Source organism: Streptomyces sp. NPDC033177 (assembly GCF_055577715.1).
Window position 1 is genome coordinate 14114 of record NZ_JBVIPS010000009.1, and the last position, 14681, is coordinate 28794.

Consider the following 14681-nt stretch of genomic DNA (forward strand, 5'->3'; position numbering starts at 1 on the left):
CTTCGGGAACCCCCCTAGACTGAACATCCGGCAGGTGGCTACACGCTCGAAAGGCGCCCCCGTGTCCATCGGCAACTCCCCTGAAGACGACCGCCCTTCAGACCACCGACCTAACGACGACCGGCCCGTGGACGACCGTCCGGCAGCCGAGAGTCCGGCTGACGACCGGCCCTCCATCGGGCGCACGCTGCAGCAGGCACGTATCGACACGGGCCTGACCGTCGACGAAATCAGTTCGTCCACTCGGGTGCGCATCCCCATCGTGCACGCGATCGAACAGGACGACTTCTCCCGGTGTGGCGGAGATGTGTACGCCCGCGGACACATTCGTACCCTCGCGCGTGCCGTGGGACTCGATCCCGCCCTCCTGCTGGCCCAGTACGACGAGGCGCACGGCGGTCGCCCGCCCGCGCCCACCCCCGCGGCGCCGCTCTTCGAGGCCGAGCGGATCAGGTCCGATCCGCGCCGCCCCAACTGGACCGCGGCCATGGTCGCCGCGATCGTCGCCGTCATCGGCTTCGTCGGCTTCACCGCGTTCAGCGGCGGCGGCGAAGAGGACGGGTCGAAGTCGCAGGTCGCCGAGGGCGCCACGCCGGCCACCAGCAAGCCCGCCACGAAGCCCGCGCCGAACAAGCCCGCCGACCCCAAGCCGGACCCGTCGGACAGCGCGATCGCCGGCGCCCCCCAGGACAAGGTCACGGTCAAGGTCAATGCCGCGGACGGCCGCAGCTGGATCTCGGCCAAGGACCACAACGGCCGCACGCTCTTCGACGGCGTCCTGGAGCAGGGCAAGTCGAAGACCTTCCAGGACAAGCAGAAGATCGACCTGGTCCTCGGTGACGCGGGCGCGATCCATCTGTTCGTGAACGGCAAGACGGTCGACAACGAATTCGAGCCCGGCCAGGTCGAGCGGCTCACGTACACCAAGGGCGACCCCCAGGTCGGCTGACCCTTGTGACGGCGGCCCGGACCCTCGCGGCGGGGGCCCGGGCAAGGACGAAGTAGTCTTGAGAGCATGCCCGAACGCCGTACCGTCGCCCTTGTCACTCTTGGCTGCGCCCGTAACGAGGTGGACTCGGAGGAGCTCGCAGGCCGCTTGGAGGCGGACGGCTGGCAGCTCGTCGAGGCCGCCGAAGACGCGGATGTCGCCGTCGTCAACACCTGTGGATTCGTCGAAGCCGCCAAGAAGGACTCCGTCGACGCCCTCCTGGAAGCCAACGACCTCAAGGGCCATGGCAAGACCCAGGCCGTCGTCGCGGTCGGCTGCATGGCCGAGCGGTACGGCAAGGAGCTTGCCGACGCCCTTCCCGAAGCCGATGGTGTCCTCGGCTTCGACGACTACTCCGACATCTCCACCCGCCTGAACACCATCCTGAGCGGCGGCAGTGTCGAGGCCCACACCCCGCGCGACCGGCGCAAGCTGCTTCCGATCAGCCCCGCGGAGCGCCAGGAAGCGGGCTCAGACGTCGCGCTGCCCGGTCACACGCCCATGGACCTGCCCGAGGGCCTCGCGCCCGCCTCGGGGCCGCGTGCCCCGCTGCGGCGGCGCCTGGGCACCAACCCCGTCGCCTCGGTGAAGCTGGCCTCCGGCTGCGACCGGCGCTGCTCCTTCTGCGCCATCCCCTCCTTCCGCGGGTCCTTCATCTCGCGGCGCCCCTCGGACGTGCTCGGCGAGACGCGCTGGCTGGCCGAGCAGGGCGTCAAGGAGGTCATGCTCGTCTCCGAGAACAACACGTCGTACGGCAAGGACCTGGGTGACATTCGTCTCCTGGAGACGCTGCTGCCCGAGCTGGCCGCGGTCGACGGGATCGAGCGGGTGCGTGTCAGCTACCTGCAGCCCGCCGAGATGCGCCCCGGGCTCATCGACGTACTGACCTCCACGGAGAAGGTCGCCCCGTACTTCGACCTGTCCTTCCAGCACTCCGCTCCCGGCGTGCTGCGGGCGATGCGGCGCTTCGGGGACACCGACCGCTTCCTGGAGCTCCTTGACACCATCCGTACGAAGGCGCCGCAGGCCGGTGTCCGGTCCAACTTCATCGTGGGCTTCCCCGGCGAGACCGAGGCCGACGTGAACGAGCTGGAGCGGTTCCTCACGGGTGCGCGGCTGGACGCCATCGGCGTCTTCGGGTACTCCGACGAGGAGGGCACCGAAGCGGCGACGTACGACCAGAAGCTCGACCAGGACGTCGTCGACGAGCGGCTCGCGCGGATCTCGCGGCTCGCCGAGGAACTGACCTCGCAGCGTGCCGACGAGCGACTCGGTGAGACCGTCGAGGTGCTCGTGGAGTCCGTGGACGAGGAGGACGGCGCGATCGGCCGGGCGGCTCACCAGGCGCCCGAGACGGACGGCCAGATCCGCTTCGCGGGAGCCACGGGTGGGGACGACCTGCAGGTCGGTCGTATGGTCGTGGCAAAGGTGGTCGGCACGGAAGGCGTGGACCTGGTGGCTGAGTACAGCGAAATTCTGGGCGACTCGCCCCGGATTCCGGCCGAGGAGGCACGCAGATGACCGGAGTCCCGGCATCCGCCGCGGGCGGCTCCGGCGCGCAGGGCGCCAAGCCGGTGCGCGGCGGAAAGTTGGGCGCTGCGGCCGTCAATCAGGCCAGCGTGTGGAACGTCGCCAACTTGTTGACGGTGATCCGGCTGCTGCTCGTGCCGGGCTTCGTGATGCTCCTGCTCGCCGACGGCGGGTACGACCCGGCCTGGCGCGCCTGGGCCTGGGCGGCGTTCGCCGTCGCCATGATCACGGACCTGTTCGACGGGCACCTCGCACGGACGTACAACCTGGTCACGGACTTCGGGAAGATCGCCGACCCCATCGCCGACAAGGCGATCATGGGCGCCGCGCTGATCTGTCTCTCGTATCTCGGTGATCTGCCGTGGTGGGTGACGGGCGTCATTCTCGGGCGTGAGCTCGGGATCACCCTGCTGCGCTTCTGGGTGATCCGCTTCGGTGTCATTCCGGCCAGTCGCGGCGGCAAGATGAAGACCCTCTGGCAGGGCGTGGCGGCAGGGATGTACGTCTTGGCGCTGACCGGTCCGCTCGCCACGCTGCGGTTCTGGGTGATGGCGGTCGCCGTCGTCCTGACCGTCCTGACCGGCCTCGACTACGTGCGGCAGGCGATCCTGCTGCGGCGCACGGGCCTCGCGGAGGCGCAGGCGGCGTCGCTGGCCTCCGCCGCGGCTGCTGAGGCGGCAGCGGCAGCCGCCGAGGCATCGGCCTCCGCTTCCGGTGAAGGGACCCGGGAGTCGGCTCCGTGACGTCCCTCGGTCCGGCCGCGCAGGTGCTGCGGCTTCTTCAGGCGCGTGGCGAGACGCTCGCCGTGGCCGAATCGCTCACGGGCGGCCTGGTGGCCGCCGAGCTGACGGCGGTGCCGGGTGCCTCGCAGGTCTTCCGGGGGTCCGTGACGGCGTACGCGACCGACCTGAAGCACGAGGTGCTCGGGGTCGACGGCACTCTGTTGGCCGAGCGCGGTGCCGTGGACGGCGAGGTGGCGCTGCAGATGGCAGCGGGTGTGCGCAAGGTCATGGGTGCGGACTGGGGGATCGCGACCACGGGCGTCGCGGGGCCGGAGCCGCAGGACGGACAGGCGGTCGGGACGGTCTTCGTGGCGGTTGCGGGGCCGGTCGTCGGGCCGGGCTGCGGGCTGGATCCCGGGCTGGTTTCCCTGGACGCGGGGCCTGGGACGGCGGTCGGCGGTGTGGGTTCCGCTCTTCGCTCTGAGGGGAAAGTCGCCGCTCTGCGGTTGAACGGTGAGCGTTCGGACATCCGTATGGAGAGTGTACGGAGCGTGCTCACGCTGCTGGTCGAGCGGCTGTCCGGCGAACGTGCCGGGAACGGGCGGGCACAGGATACGGAACAGAACGGGGGGACTTGATGTTTGCAGCCCTGAGTGAACACGACATCGCTCCCCGCACGGCCGCCGCGCAAGGCGGTACGGTGGGGCGTGAAGGATGCGGCTACGCGGTCCGAGGAGGGAGCCACCGATGATTCTGCTCCGTCGCCTGCTGGGTGACGTGCTGCGTCGGCAGCGCCAGCGCCAGGGCCGTACTCTGCGCGAAGTCTCCTCGTCCGCCCGAGTCTCGCTCGGCTATCTTTCCGAGGTGGAGCGGGGGCAGAAGGAGGCATCCTCCGAGCTGCTTTCCGCGATCTGCGACGCGCTTGACGTACGGATGTCCGAGCTCATGCGCGAGGTGAGCGATGAGCTCTCCCTCGCCGAACTGGCTGCGTCGGCAGCGGCTACGGAACCGGTGCGCGCACCGGTTCGCCCCATGCTCAATTCCGTCTCGGTGAGCGGTGTGCCGCCGGAACGGGTGACGATCAAGGCGCCTGCGGAGGCGGTGGACGTCGTCGCCGCGTGATCTCGCGTTGTGATGCCGCGTTGTGATGCTGCGTTGACGGTGCACGCTGTTTGAGCGCTCATATGTGTACGAGGCCCTGGCCGGGTTTACTGGCTGGGGCTTTTGTGCGTTTTGGGGCTTGGGGTTGGGTCTGAGGGTTGAGGGCCGGGGGTCCGGGTGTGTGGTCCGGGTGACGCTGCGTGCACTCTGTGCGATGTCCCTATTGGTGCATTTGTGCCATGGTGGTGGGGGTTTTCGCTTACGCGTTCCCATGATCTTTGGAGGCGGCATGTACGTCGTGAAGAGTCCTCTGTCCGAGGCGGATCTGAAGACGGTCTCGGAGGCCCTGCAGGGCGCGCTCGTGGACCTGGTCGACCTTTCCCTGGTGGCCAAGCAGATCCACTGGAACGTGGTGGGCACGCGCTTCCGCTCCGTTCATCTGCAGCTCGACGAGGTCGTGGACACGGCGCGGACGCACTCGGACACGGTGGCCGAGCGGGCTTCCACGCTCGGCGTCTCGCCCGACGGGCGCGCGTCGACCGTGTCGCGGAGCAGTGGCATCGGTGACGTCGCCGCCGGCTGGGTCAAGGACGCGGACGCGGTCGGCACGCTGGTGGATGCGCTCGGTGCGGTGATCACGCGGATGCGGGAGCGGGTCGAGGCGACCGGCGAGGCAGATCCGGTGAGCCAGGACATCTTCATCGGGATCACGGCCGACCTGGAGAAGCACCACTGGATGTTCCAGGCGGAGAACGGTTGATCGCGTGATCGCGGATCGCGTGATCGCGAAGAGGGGCTGAATGAGGCGGGAGCCTCGGCTCGCTCGTGCCTCGTGTGCCCTGCGGTGCGCCCTCCCGTCTGGTGGGGCCGGCGTCTAGCGTCGGGCGCCAAGTTCAGGCCCAGGATTTGGGGGTCGGGCGGGGCGTGGGGTGTTGAGCGTCGGGGGCCGGCTTCGTGCGGAGGTGGTGGCCGTGGCATGGAGAGTCGTGCGGTGGGCGCCGGCTCTGGCACTCGGCGCGCTCTGGTGGTGGGGCGTGCTGCGGCTGGCCCTCGTCCCTGAGGCGGGAGTCCTGGAGGGGGCCGTCGCGGCCGGTGGGTGGGGGCTGAGCTTGCTGCCGGTGCACTGTGTGCCGCAGTCCCGGGCTGTGGGGGCGTCCCGAGCTGCTGCTCGGGCTGCTCGGGCGTCCCGGGCTGCTCAGGGTGCCTCGCAGGGTTCCCCGGCCAGGGGGCGCGGTCGGGGGGCGGACGGTGGTGGGGCGGGGTGGTTCGGGAAGCGTACGGCCGGAGGCGCTGCCCGGTCCGCCGGTGACGCTGTCACCAAGGCATGGCGACGCCGCCGTTCGGGCGGAGGATCTGACCCGTCGTGAAGGCGGAAGCGTCGGACGCCAGGTGCAGGACGGCGTGGGCGATGTCCTCCGGTTCGCCTACGCGGCCCAAGGGGGACATGCGGATCATGAGCCCCTCGGTGTGTGCCTGGGCGTCAGCGTCGTGGCGGTCGGTCATGGGGGTGCGGATCCAGCCGGGGGCTACCGCGTTGACCCGGATGCCGTGCTTGCCCACCTCGGTGGCGAGGGTCTTCGTGAGCTGGACGACGGCGGCTTTCGCCGCGCCGTAGCAGAGGAGGCCAGGGCCGCCGGTGTCCACGGCGCCCGAGGCCATGGTGATGATGCTGCCGGGGTGGTGGGGGCGGCGTGGGTGGCCGGGATGGCGGGGATGATCGGGCTTGGCCGCCGTGCTTGCCGTGTTGGCGGCGATCATCGTGCGGGCTGCGGCCTGGCAGGCGTACAGAACGCCCTTGAAGTTGATGTTCAGGACTCGGTCGAGGTCCTCGTCCCGGGTCTCCAGGACGGGGCTGTTGTGCATGATCCCGGCGATGGCGGCCATCACGTCCAGGCGGCCGGTGGAAGCGGCGGCGGTCGCGACGGCCTGGTCGACCTGGGCCCTGTCCGAGACGTCCACGGTGTGGGTGTGCGCGGTGCCGCCGGCGGCCTTGATGAGCGTGGCCGTCTCGTGGAGTGCTTGGGTGTCGCGGTCGGCGCAGTGAACGGTGGCGCCCGCTTCCGCGAGGAGTACGGCCGATGCGCGGCCGATGCCGCTTGCCGCGCCGGTGACGAATGCGGTGCGCCCGCTGAGGTCGTACGCCGTGAGGGGCATGACGGGACGGTACGACTGGACCTGACGGGCCGTCAACTGGTGGGTTGGGGCGAGGTTGGGGTCGGGGGTAACGGGAGTTGGTGGTTGGCGGGGTTCAGGGTGTCTGGCCCTGTTGGCAGGACGGGCACCAGTAGGTGGGGCGGCTGCGGGAGCCGTCGCCCTGCTCTCCCAGGCGGATGGGGGTCCCGCAGCGCAGGCAGGGGCGGGGTGCCCGGCCGTAGACGTAAAGGCGCTGGCCCGCGCGGTCGTGGCCCGTGGTGGTGCGTGACGGGCGGTTGCGGTTGGCTTCCAGGAGCTTTTTGGCGAGGGCGGGGATGCGAGAGACCGTCTCGGCGGGGAGCTCACCCACGGGGAGCCAGGGCGTGACGCCGAGGAGGAAGGCCATCTCGCACTTGTAGACGTTGCCGATGCCCGCGAGATTGCGCTGGTCGAGCAGGGCTTCGCCGAGGGCGCGCTCGGGCGTCGCCAGGAGGTTGGCGAGGGCTTTCTCGGGGTCCCAGTCGGGGCCCAGGAGATCGGGGCCGAGATGGCCCACGGCCTTGTCCTCGTCGGCGGTGCGGAGGAGTTCGAGCACGGGAAGGCGGTACCCGACTGCTGTGCGCTCGGCGTTGCCCAGGATCGCCCTGATCTGGTGGCCGGGGCCGCCTCTCCAGCGCTCACCGGGGGCGTACACCTTCCAGGAGCCGTCCATGCGGAGGTGGGAGTGCAGGGTGAGCCCGCCCTCGAAGCGGGTGAGGAGGTGCTTGCCGCGCGGGGTGACGTCCAGGACGGTGCGCCCGGTGAGGTCGACGGTCGCGAGCTTCGGGACGCGGAGGTCGGAGCGCGTGACGGTGTGCCCGGCGAGGGCGGTGTGCAGCCGCCGGGCTGCCTGGTGGACGGTGTCGCCTTCGGGCATGGGATCCAGGGTTGCATGTTGGGAGCGGGGCGGGGGTGCGGTGAGGGCCGGGTGGGGGTGGGGATTGGGCGGCGTGAGGGGAGCCAGGTGGAGGGGCGTGGGTTGTCGTGCCGCGAGCGATCTGGAGTGACGTGGTGTGGCGTGACGTGCGTGATGTTGCCTGGCGTGGGTGGGCGGGAGGTGGTGGTGAGGGGCGGGGGATCTGCGTTGCCGTGGTGTCGTTGCGCGCGGTGAGGGTGGCCGGTGCCGCGGTGGCGCGGTGGCGCGGTGGCGTTGCGTTCGCGGCGGGAGACTGGTGCCGCGGTGTGTTGCGCCCACAGCGTGTGGCTGTGTTGCCGCTGTGGGCTTACGGGCGGCGCAGAGTGGCCGTGGCTGTTGTCGTAGTGGGTTTCGCCCGTCGCGGGTGGCTGTTCGGTCGCGGTGAGGTTGCGTCCGCAGGGGATGGCGCCACGGCGGCGATAGCGCGTGTGGCGTGAGGCTGGTGCCGCGGTGGCGTTGGGCCCCCTCGGGGTGGCTGTGTGACGCCGTGGTGGCGTTACGCGCGCAGGCGTAGGCCCCGTGGGGTGGCGTGGAAGCCTGCTCCTTCCAGGAGGGGGGCGAGGGGGGACGTCAGGGAGGAGACGCCGTTGATGCGCTCGACCGTGACGGTGCCGAGTGAGCCCGCGCGGGCCGCGGTGGCGAGAGCCTCGGCTGCGGCGTGCAGCCGTACGTCCTCGGTGGCCGGGGCGTCGTCCTGCGGCGTCGCGGGCCAGGCCAGCAGGGTCTTGCCGCCGCGCTCCATGTAGAGGGTCAGTTCGCCGTCGACGAGCACGACCAGGGAGCCTGCCTTGCGGCCCGGCTTGTGCCCCGCGTCGGTGGGCGGATCGGGCCAGGGAAGCGCGGCTCCATAGGCGTTGGCCGGGTCGGCGGCCGCCAGGACGAGGGCCTGGGTGTCCGAGGTGCGCGGGGAGTAGTTCATGGCGCCGGGTGAGCTGTCCGTACGGTCAAGGGCGTTCGCCGCCGCGCGCAGCCGGTCGACCGCGCCGTCCATGGCGAACTGCGCGGCGCCGAGCCCCTCGACCACGTAGCCGCGCCGCGCCTGGCCGCTGTCCTCGAAGGCGGACAGGACGCGGTACGTCGCCGAGAAGCCGCCCTCCACCCCCTCGGCCGCGACTGCCCCACGGGTGACCACGCCGTGCCGGTCCAGGAGGGTACGGGCCAGGGCGTGGGCCCGCAGGGTGGGGTCGGGTTCGTGGGCGGGGAGCAGTGACCAGCGGCCCGCCACGGTCGGCGGGCCCGTACGCGACGACGTGGGGCGGGCGGCGCCCGTCAGCGAGCCGTAGCGTCCGCGCGGCATGGTGCGCTTGGCGCGGTGTGCGGTGGAGCCCGCGGTGCGGCCCGAGCCGAGGAGCGAGCGCATCGGGGTGAGCGTGTCGTTCGTGAGCCGTCCGGACCAGGCCAGATCCCAGATCACGTCGGCCAGTTGGAGCTCGGAGGCCTCGGGGTGGGTCGTGGCCCGGATCTGATCGGCGATCTGCCGGAAGAAGAGGCCGTACCCCCCGGAGAGCGTGTCGAGGACCGACTGGTGCAGTGCGGTGAGCTCCAGCGGATGGGCCGGCGGCAGGAGCAGGGGCGCGGCGTCGGCCAGGTACAGGGAGACCCAGCCGTCCTTGCCGGGAAGGGATCCGGCCCCGGCCCACACCACCTCTCCGGCGGCGGTGAGTTCGTCGAGCATCGCCGGTGCGTACCCGGAGACGCGGGAGGGCAGGACGAGCTTCTCGAGCGCGGACGCGGGCACCGTCGCGCCCTGCAACTGCTCGATGGCGCGCACCAGTCCGTCCACGCCCCGCAGCCCGTGACCGCTCAAGTGCTGCCACTGGGGCAGGAACTGGGCGAGCGCGGCGGGCGGCACCGGCTCCAGCTCGTGCCGGAGGGCCGCGAGGGAGCGGCGGCGCAGGCGGCGCAGGACGGCCGCGTCGCACCACTCCTGGCCGATGCCCGCCGGGTGGAACTCTCCTTGTACGACGCGTTGGTTGGCGGCAAGGCGCTGCAGCGCACCCTCGGTCACGGCGACGCCGAGGCCGAAGCGGGCCGCCGCCGTCGCCGAGGTGAACGGGCCGTGCGTGCGCGCGTACCGCGCGACGAGGTCGCCGAGGGGGTCCTTGACGGGTTCGGTGAACGCCTCCGGGACGCCGACCGGAAGCGCGGTGCCCAACGCGTCACGCAGCCGGCCCGCGTCCTCGATCGCCGCCCAGTGGTCTGCTCCGGCGATGCGAACGCTGATCGCGCGGCGGGCGGAGGCCAGCTCCTGCGCCCACTCAGGCTCGGCGCCGCGCTCGGCGAGCTCGGCGGCGGTGAGCGGCCCGAGGAGGCGCAGCAGGTCGGCGACGCCCTCGGCGTCCTTGACGCGGCGGTCCTCCGTGCGCCACTGGAGCTCCTGCTCCAGCTCCGCGAGGACGTCGGCGTCAAGCAGCTCGCGCAGCTCGGCCTGGCCCAGGAGCTCCGAGAGGAGCCGGGAGTCCAGGGAGAGGGCCGCCGCGCGCCGCTCGGCGAGCGGCGAGTCGCCCTCGTACAAGAACTGCGCCACATAGCCGAACAGGAGCGAGCGGGCGAACGGGGACGGTTCGGGAGTGGTGACCTCGACGAGCCGGACCTTGCGGGACTCGATGTCGCCCATCAGTTCCGTGAGGCCGGGGACGTCGAAGACGTCCTGGAGGCACTCCCTGACCGCTTCAAGGACGATGGGGAATGAGCCGAACTCACTCGCCACCTGGAGCAGTTGTGCCGCACGCTGGCGCTGCTGCCACAGAGGCGTGCGCTTTCCGGGGCTGCGGCGCGGCAGCAGCAGCGCGCGGGCGGCGCACTCACGGAAGCGCGAGGCGAACAGGGCCGAGCCGCCCACCTGGTCGGTGACGATCTGATTGACCTCGCCCTTGTCGAAGGCGACGTCCCCGGCCCCTACGGGGGGCTGCTCGCTGTCATACCCCAGGGGCTGGTCGGTGGGCTCCTGGTCGAGCAGGTCCAGGCTCATCAGGTCGGCGTCCGGCAGGCGGAGCACGATGCCGTCGTCGGCGTGCATGACCTGGGCGTCCATCCCGTACCGCTCGGTCAGCCGGGAGGCGAGGGCCAGGGCCCAGGGCGCGTGCACCTGAGCGCCGAACGGGGAGTGCACCACCACCCGCCAGTCACCCAGCTCGTCGCGGAACCGCTCCACCACGATCGTGCGGTCGTCCGGGATGTGGCCGCAGGCCTCACGCTGTTCGGCGAGGTACGTCAGGACGTTGTCGGCCGCCCAGTCGTCAAGGCCCGCGGCCAGCAGGCGCACGCGCGCGTCGTCGATCGGCAGGGAGCCGACCTCCCGGAGGAAGGCGCCCAGCGCACGGCCCAGTTCGAGCGGGCGGCCCAGCTGGTCGCCCTTCCAGAAGGGGAGCCGGCCCGGGACGCCGGGAGCGGGGGAGACGAGTACGCGGTCGCGGGTGATGTCCTCGATGCGCCAGGAACTCGTGCCGAGCGTGAAGACGTCGCCGACGCGCGACTCGTAGACCATCTCCTCGTCGAGCTCTCCGACGCGGCCCCCGCCCTTCTTGGGGTCGGCGCCGGCCAGGAAGACCCCGAAGAGGCCGCGGTCCGGGATCGTGCCCCCGGAGGTGACCGCGAGGCGCTGCGCCCCGGGGCGGCCGGTGACGGTCCCCGCGACGCGGTCCCAGACCACGCGGGGACGCAACTCCGCGAAGGCGTCCGACGGATAGCGGCCCGCGAGCATGTCCAGGACGGCCGTGAACGCCGACTCCGGGAGCGAGGCGAAGGAGGCGGCCCGGCGAACCAGGGCAAGGAGGTCGTCGACCTGCCAGGTGTCGAGGGAGACCGTCGCGACGAGCTGCTGGGCGAGCACGTCCAAGGGGTTGGCCGGGATGCGCAGCGACTCGATGGAGCCGGTCCGCATCCGCTCGGTGACCACGGCGGCCTGAACCAGGTCGCCTCGGTACTTGGGGAAGACGACGCCGGTGGAGACCGCTCCCACCTGGTGTCCCGCCCGGCCGACGCGCTGCAGACCGGAGGCCACGGAGGGCGGTGACTCGACCTGGACCACCAGGTCGACCGCTCCCATGTCGATGCCGAGCTCCAGGCTGGACGTGGCGACGACAGCCGGCAGACGGCCGGCCTTCAGGTCCTCCTCGACGAGCGCGCGCTGCTCCTTGGAGACCGAGCCGTGGTGGGCCCGGGCGAGGACCGGAGGGGCGCCCTTGGCCGCCCCCGACTCGGCCATCAGCTCCGCGGGGGAGTGGTCTTCGGGCAGGGGCTCTCCCGTGGCGCGTTCGTACGCGATCTCGTTCAGCCTGTTGCACAGGCGCTCCGCGAGGCGGCGGGAGTTGGCGAAAACGATGGTCGAGCGGTGCGCCTGGACGAGGTCGGTGATGCGTTCCTCGACGTGCGGCCAGATGGAGGGCCGCTCCGCGCCCTGGTCGGAGTCGGCGACCGGGGAACCGCCCAGCTCCGCGAGGTCCTCGACCGGCACGACCACGGACAGGTCGAACTCCTTGCCGGACGGCGGCTGGACGATCTCCACCCTGCGCTGCGGCGACAGATAGCGCGCCACCTCGTCCACCGGACGGACGGTCGCCGACAGGCCGATGCGCCGGGCGGGCCGGGGCAGCAGCTCGTCAAGCCGCTCCAGGGAGAGGGCGAGATGGGCGCCGCGCTTGGTGCCCGCTACGGCGTGCACCTCGTCCAGGATCACCGTCTCGATGCCCGCCAGGGCGTCCCGCGCGGCGGAGGTGAGCATCAGGAAGAGCGACTCGGGGGTGGTGATCAGGATGTCCGGCGGGCGCGTGGCCAGGGAGCGGCGCTCGGCGGGCGGGGTGTCGCCCGAACGGATGCCCACCCGGACCTCGGGCTCGGGGAGCCCGAGGCGCACGGACTCCTGGCGGATGCCGGTCAGGGGGCTGCGCAGGTTGCGCTCCACGTCGACCGCGAGGGCCTTCAACGGAGACACGTACAGCACGCGGCAGCGTTTCTTGGGGTCGGCGGGCGGCGGCGTCGAGGCCAGTTGGTCCAGGGCGGCGAGGAACGCGGCCAGGGTCTTGCCCGAGCCGGTGGGCGCGACGACCAGCACGTCCGAGCCCTCGCCGATGGCTTTCCACGCCCCGGCCTGCGCGGACGTGGGCGCCGAGAAGGCCCCCGTGAACCAGCTGCGGGTCGCGGGGGAGAACCCATCAAGGGCGCCGGGGGCACTGGATGCGGACCTGACCATGACCCCATCGTGCACCCCGCCACTGACAACGGCGCCGACCTGCGAAAAAGGGTTTGCGTGGCTGTCGCAGAATGGGGGGTATGGCGGGTTCGGCGGAGCAGGCGCGGCACTGGCGATACGCGGAGCTGCCCGGGGTCGACCTGCTGCGTGCCCACTACATCGACAAGACGTTCGTGCGGCACACCCACGAGCACTACGTGATCGCCGCGATCGCCGAGGGCGTCGACGTCTTCCACCACGGCGGCGCCGACCAGCACGCGGGCCCGGGGACCCTGGCCCTGATCAACCCCGACACGCCGCACACGGGCCGGGCCGGTGCGCCCGAGGGATGGCGGTACGCGGCGGTCTACCCGTCGCCGGACCTGGTCGCCGCCATCGCCGCGGAGACCACCGCGATTCGGGGCACCCCCGGCTTCATCCGCCCGGTACTCGAGGACCCGTACGCCGTGGCCCTCGTCCACCGGGTGCTGCGAGCAGCCGAGGAGGGCAACGCGCTCGCCGCCGACACGCTGCTCAGGGTGGCCGTGACCCGGCTGCTCCGGCACAACGGCGGGGCCGCCCCCCAGCGTGACGCGCGCACGGCGGGAGCCAGGATCGCGGCACGCGCGCGTGCCGTCCTGGAGGAGCGGCTGGCCGACCCGCCGAGCCTGGAGCGCCTCGCCACCGATCTCGGAGTCGGCCCGTTCGCCCTGCTGCGGGCCTTCCGCGACGCGTACGGGATGCCTCCGCACGCGTGGCTCACCGACGCGCGGGTGCGCGCCGCACGGCGCCTCCTGGACGCGGGAACGCCACCGGCCGAAGCGGCCGTCGCCGTGGGCTTCACCGACCAGCCGCACCTGAACCGGCACTTCACGCGCATCGTCGGAGTACCGCCCGGGGCGTATCAGCGCGAGCGCAAGAACGTACGCGAGCGCAAGAACGTACAAGACGGGGAATCGGCCCTGCTCGTACCGTCCGGCGTGTGGCAGAACAGACGACACCCGCAGACATAGGCGCAGGTCTCTCAGGAAACACGACAGCCGACCGACCGCCGGAGAAACCCGATTCCGCGGTGGTCCGCGACGCCCTCGGCGTCGGGGTCGCCGTCGGACTCTCCGGCTTCGCCTTCGGGGTGACCTCGGCGGGCAGCGGGCTCACCGTGCTGCAGACCTGCGTGCTCAGCCTGCTGGTCTTCACCGGCGCCTCGCAGTTCGCGCTGGTCGGGGCGCTCGCGGGCGGCGGGAACCCCTTCACCGCCGCGGCGGGCGCCTTCTTCCTCGGTGTACGCAACGCGTTCTACGGGCTGCGGCTCTCGCAATTGCTCGCCCTCCCGCGCGCGGTGCGCCCGTTCGCCGCCCACTGGGTCATCGACGAGACCACCGCCGTCTCGCTCGCGCAGCCGACCAGGCGCGCCGCCCGCATCGGCTTCACCGTCACCGGGCTGAGCCTCTACGTGCTGTGGAACCTCACCACGCTCCTCGGTGCGCTCGGTGCCGAGGCCATCGGTGACACCGACGCGTGGGGGCTCGACGCCGCGGGACCTGCGGTCTTCCTGGCGTTGCTCGCGCCGATGCTGCGTACGACCACGGAGCGGGCTGTCGCGGCGCTCGCGGTCGTCCTGGGGCTCGGCCTGCTGCCCGTTCTGCCCGCGGGGGTGCCGGTCCTGGTGGCCGCGCTCGCCGTACCGGCGGTGCTCTACGTAGATGGCCGGAGAGCCACCTCCGAAGCGGCCGACAAAGACGCTCGCCCGGACGACACTCAGAAGGAAGACCGTTGAACATCTGGATCGCGATCGGCGTGACCTTCGTCGGCTGCTACCTCGTGAAGCTCGCGGGCCTGCTGGTGCCCGCGGGCGCCCTGGAGCGCCCGCTCGTCAAGCGCATGGCCGCCCTGCTGCCCGTGGCGCTCCTGGCCGCGCTCACGGCCCAGCAGGCCTTCGCCAACGGTCGGGTCCTGGAGATCGACGCCAAGGCCCTGGGGCTCGCCGCGGCGGCCGTGGCGCTGCTGATGCGGGCGCCGTTCCTGGTCGTCGTCGGGGCCGCCGTGGCCGTCACCGCGGGGGCGCGGGCGCTCATGGGCTGA

Annotated in this window: 12 protein-coding genes; 9 read left to right on the top strand and 3 right to left on the bottom strand. The window is 71.9% G+C overall.

Going from position 1 to position 14681, the window contains the following annotated elements:
- The first annotated feature begins 61 nt into the window (after nt 1-61).
- The 6 genes from ACZ5U5_RS28705 (at nt 62) to ACZ5U5_RS28730 (ending at nt 5101) form a co-directional block, all read left to right on the top strand.
- The gene (locus ACZ5U5_RS28705) at nt 62-949 is read left to right on the top strand and encodes a helix-turn-helix domain-containing protein (RefSeq protein WP_469027157.1); all 888 of its coding nucleotides are present in this window, start codon (nt 62-64) and stop codon (nt 947-949) included.
- Between the two features lie 66 nt (nt 950-1015).
- Complete coding sequence (rimO, locus tag ACZ5U5_RS28710) at nt 1016-2509, top strand: 30S ribosomal protein S12 methylthiotransferase RimO (RefSeq protein WP_469027160.1); 1494 nt, start codon at nt 1016-1018, stop codon at nt 2507-2509.
- Complete coding sequence (gene pgsA, locus ACZ5U5_RS28715) at nt 2506-3261, top strand: CDP-diacylglycerol--glycerol-3-phosphate 3-phosphatidyltransferase (protein WP_469027163.1); 756 nt, start codon at nt 2506-2508, stop codon at nt 3259-3261. Before rimO ends, pgsA begins: the two co-directional genes overlap by 4 nt.
- The gene (locus ACZ5U5_RS28720; RefSeq protein ID WP_469027165.1) at nt 3258-3878 is read left to right on the top strand and encodes a CinA family protein; all 621 of its coding nucleotides are present in this window, start codon (nt 3258-3260) and stop codon (nt 3876-3878) included. The genes pgsA and ACZ5U5_RS28720 overlap by 4 nt, the downstream gene beginning before the upstream one ends.
- Before the next feature lie 109 nt (nt 3879-3987).
- Nucleotides 3988-4362: a helix-turn-helix domain-containing protein gene (locus ACZ5U5_RS28725; RefSeq protein ID WP_160507571.1), complete on the top strand. Its 375-nt coding sequence runs from the start codon at nt 3988-3990 to the stop codon at nt 4360-4362.
- A gap of 268 nt (nt 4363-4630) precedes the next feature.
- Entirely contained in the window at nt 4631-5101 is a 471-nt protein-coding gene (locus tag ACZ5U5_RS28730) for a Dps family protein (RefSeq protein ID WP_453443466.1), read from the top strand.
- A gap of 554 nt (nt 5102-5655) precedes the next feature.
- On the opposite strand, the gene ACZ5U5_RS28735 is transcribed toward ACZ5U5_RS28730, so the two are convergent.
- The 3 genes from ACZ5U5_RS28735 to ACZ5U5_RS28745 all read right to left on the bottom strand — a co-directional run bounded on the left by ACZ5U5_RS28735 (nt 5656) and on the right by ACZ5U5_RS28745 (nt 12620).
- Nucleotides 5656-6495: an SDR family NAD(P)-dependent oxidoreductase gene (locus ACZ5U5_RS28735; protein WP_469027169.1), complete on the bottom strand. Its 840-nt coding sequence runs from the start codon at nt 6493-6495 to the stop codon at nt 5656-5658.
- A 94-nt stretch (nt 6496-6589) separates the two neighbouring features.
- Nucleotides 6590-7390: an Fpg/Nei family DNA glycosylase gene (locus ACZ5U5_RS28740; protein WP_469027172.1), complete on the bottom strand. Its 801-nt coding sequence runs from the start codon at nt 7388-7390 to the stop codon at nt 6590-6592.
- 535 nt (nt 7391-7925) lie between these two features.
- Nucleotides 7926-12620: an ATP-dependent helicase gene (locus ACZ5U5_RS28745; RefSeq protein WP_469027175.1), complete on the bottom strand. Its 4695-nt coding sequence runs from the start codon at nt 12618-12620 to the stop codon at nt 7926-7928.
- A gap of 80 nt (nt 12621-12700) precedes the next feature.
- Between ACZ5U5_RS28745 and ACZ5U5_RS28750 the strand changes: the two genes are divergently transcribed.
- Genes ACZ5U5_RS28750 through ACZ5U5_RS28760 form a run of 3 tightly spaced genes read left to right on the top strand, consistent with a single transcriptional unit; the run spans nt 12701 to nt 14681 of the window.
- Entirely contained in the window at nt 12701-13612 is a 912-nt protein-coding gene (locus tag ACZ5U5_RS28750) for an AraC family transcriptional regulator (RefSeq protein WP_469027177.1), read from the top strand.
- Nucleotides 13609-14376 carry an AzlC family ABC transporter permease gene (locus tag ACZ5U5_RS28755; protein ID WP_469028025.1) on the top strand — a complete coding sequence of 256 codons (768 nt, stop codon included), beginning with the start codon at nt 13609-13611 and terminating at the stop codon, nt 14374-14376. The genes ACZ5U5_RS28750 and ACZ5U5_RS28755 overlap by 4 nt, the downstream gene beginning before the upstream one ends.
- Nucleotides 14373-14681: an AzlD domain-containing protein gene (locus tag ACZ5U5_RS28760; RefSeq protein WP_469027180.1), complete on the top strand. Its 309-nt coding sequence runs from the start codon at nt 14373-14375 to the stop codon at nt 14679-14681. The genes ACZ5U5_RS28755 and ACZ5U5_RS28760 overlap by 4 nt, the downstream gene beginning before the upstream one ends.

What these genes read in the sequence shown, in the direction of transcription:
- rimO (WP_469027160.1), top strand. Translation starts at nt 1,016, where the DNA reads ATGCCCGAACGCCGTACCGTCGCCCTTGTCACTCTTGGCTGCGCCCGT.
- pgsA (WP_469027163.1), top strand. Translation starts at nt 2,506, where the DNA reads ATGACCGGAGTCCCGGCATCCGCCGCGGGCGGCTCCGGCGCGCAGGGC.
- ACZ5U5_RS28725 (WP_160507571.1), top strand. Translation starts at nt 3,988, where the DNA reads ATGATTCTGCTCCGTCGCCTGCTGGGTGACGTGCTGCGTCGGCAGCGC.
- ACZ5U5_RS28730 (WP_453443466.1), top strand. Translation starts at nt 4,631, where the DNA reads ATGTACGTCGTGAAGAGTCCTCTGTCCGAGGCGGATCTGAAGACGGTC.
- ACZ5U5_RS28735 (WP_469027169.1), bottom strand. Translation starts at nt 6,495, where the DNA reads ATGCCCCTCACGGCGTACGACCTCAGCGGGCGCACCGCATTCGTCACC.
- ACZ5U5_RS28740 (WP_469027172.1), bottom strand. Translation starts at nt 7,390, where the DNA reads ATGCCCGAAGGCGACACCGTCCACCAGGCAGCCCGGCGGCTGCACACC.
- ACZ5U5_RS28745 (WP_469027175.1), bottom strand. Translation starts at nt 12,620, where the DNA reads ATGGTCAGGTCCGCATCCAGTGCCCCCGGCGCCCTTGATGGGTTCTCC.
- ACZ5U5_RS28750 (WP_469027177.1), top strand. Translation starts at nt 12,701, where the DNA reads ATGGCGGGTTCGGCGGAGCAGGCGCGGCACTGGCGATACGCGGAGCTG.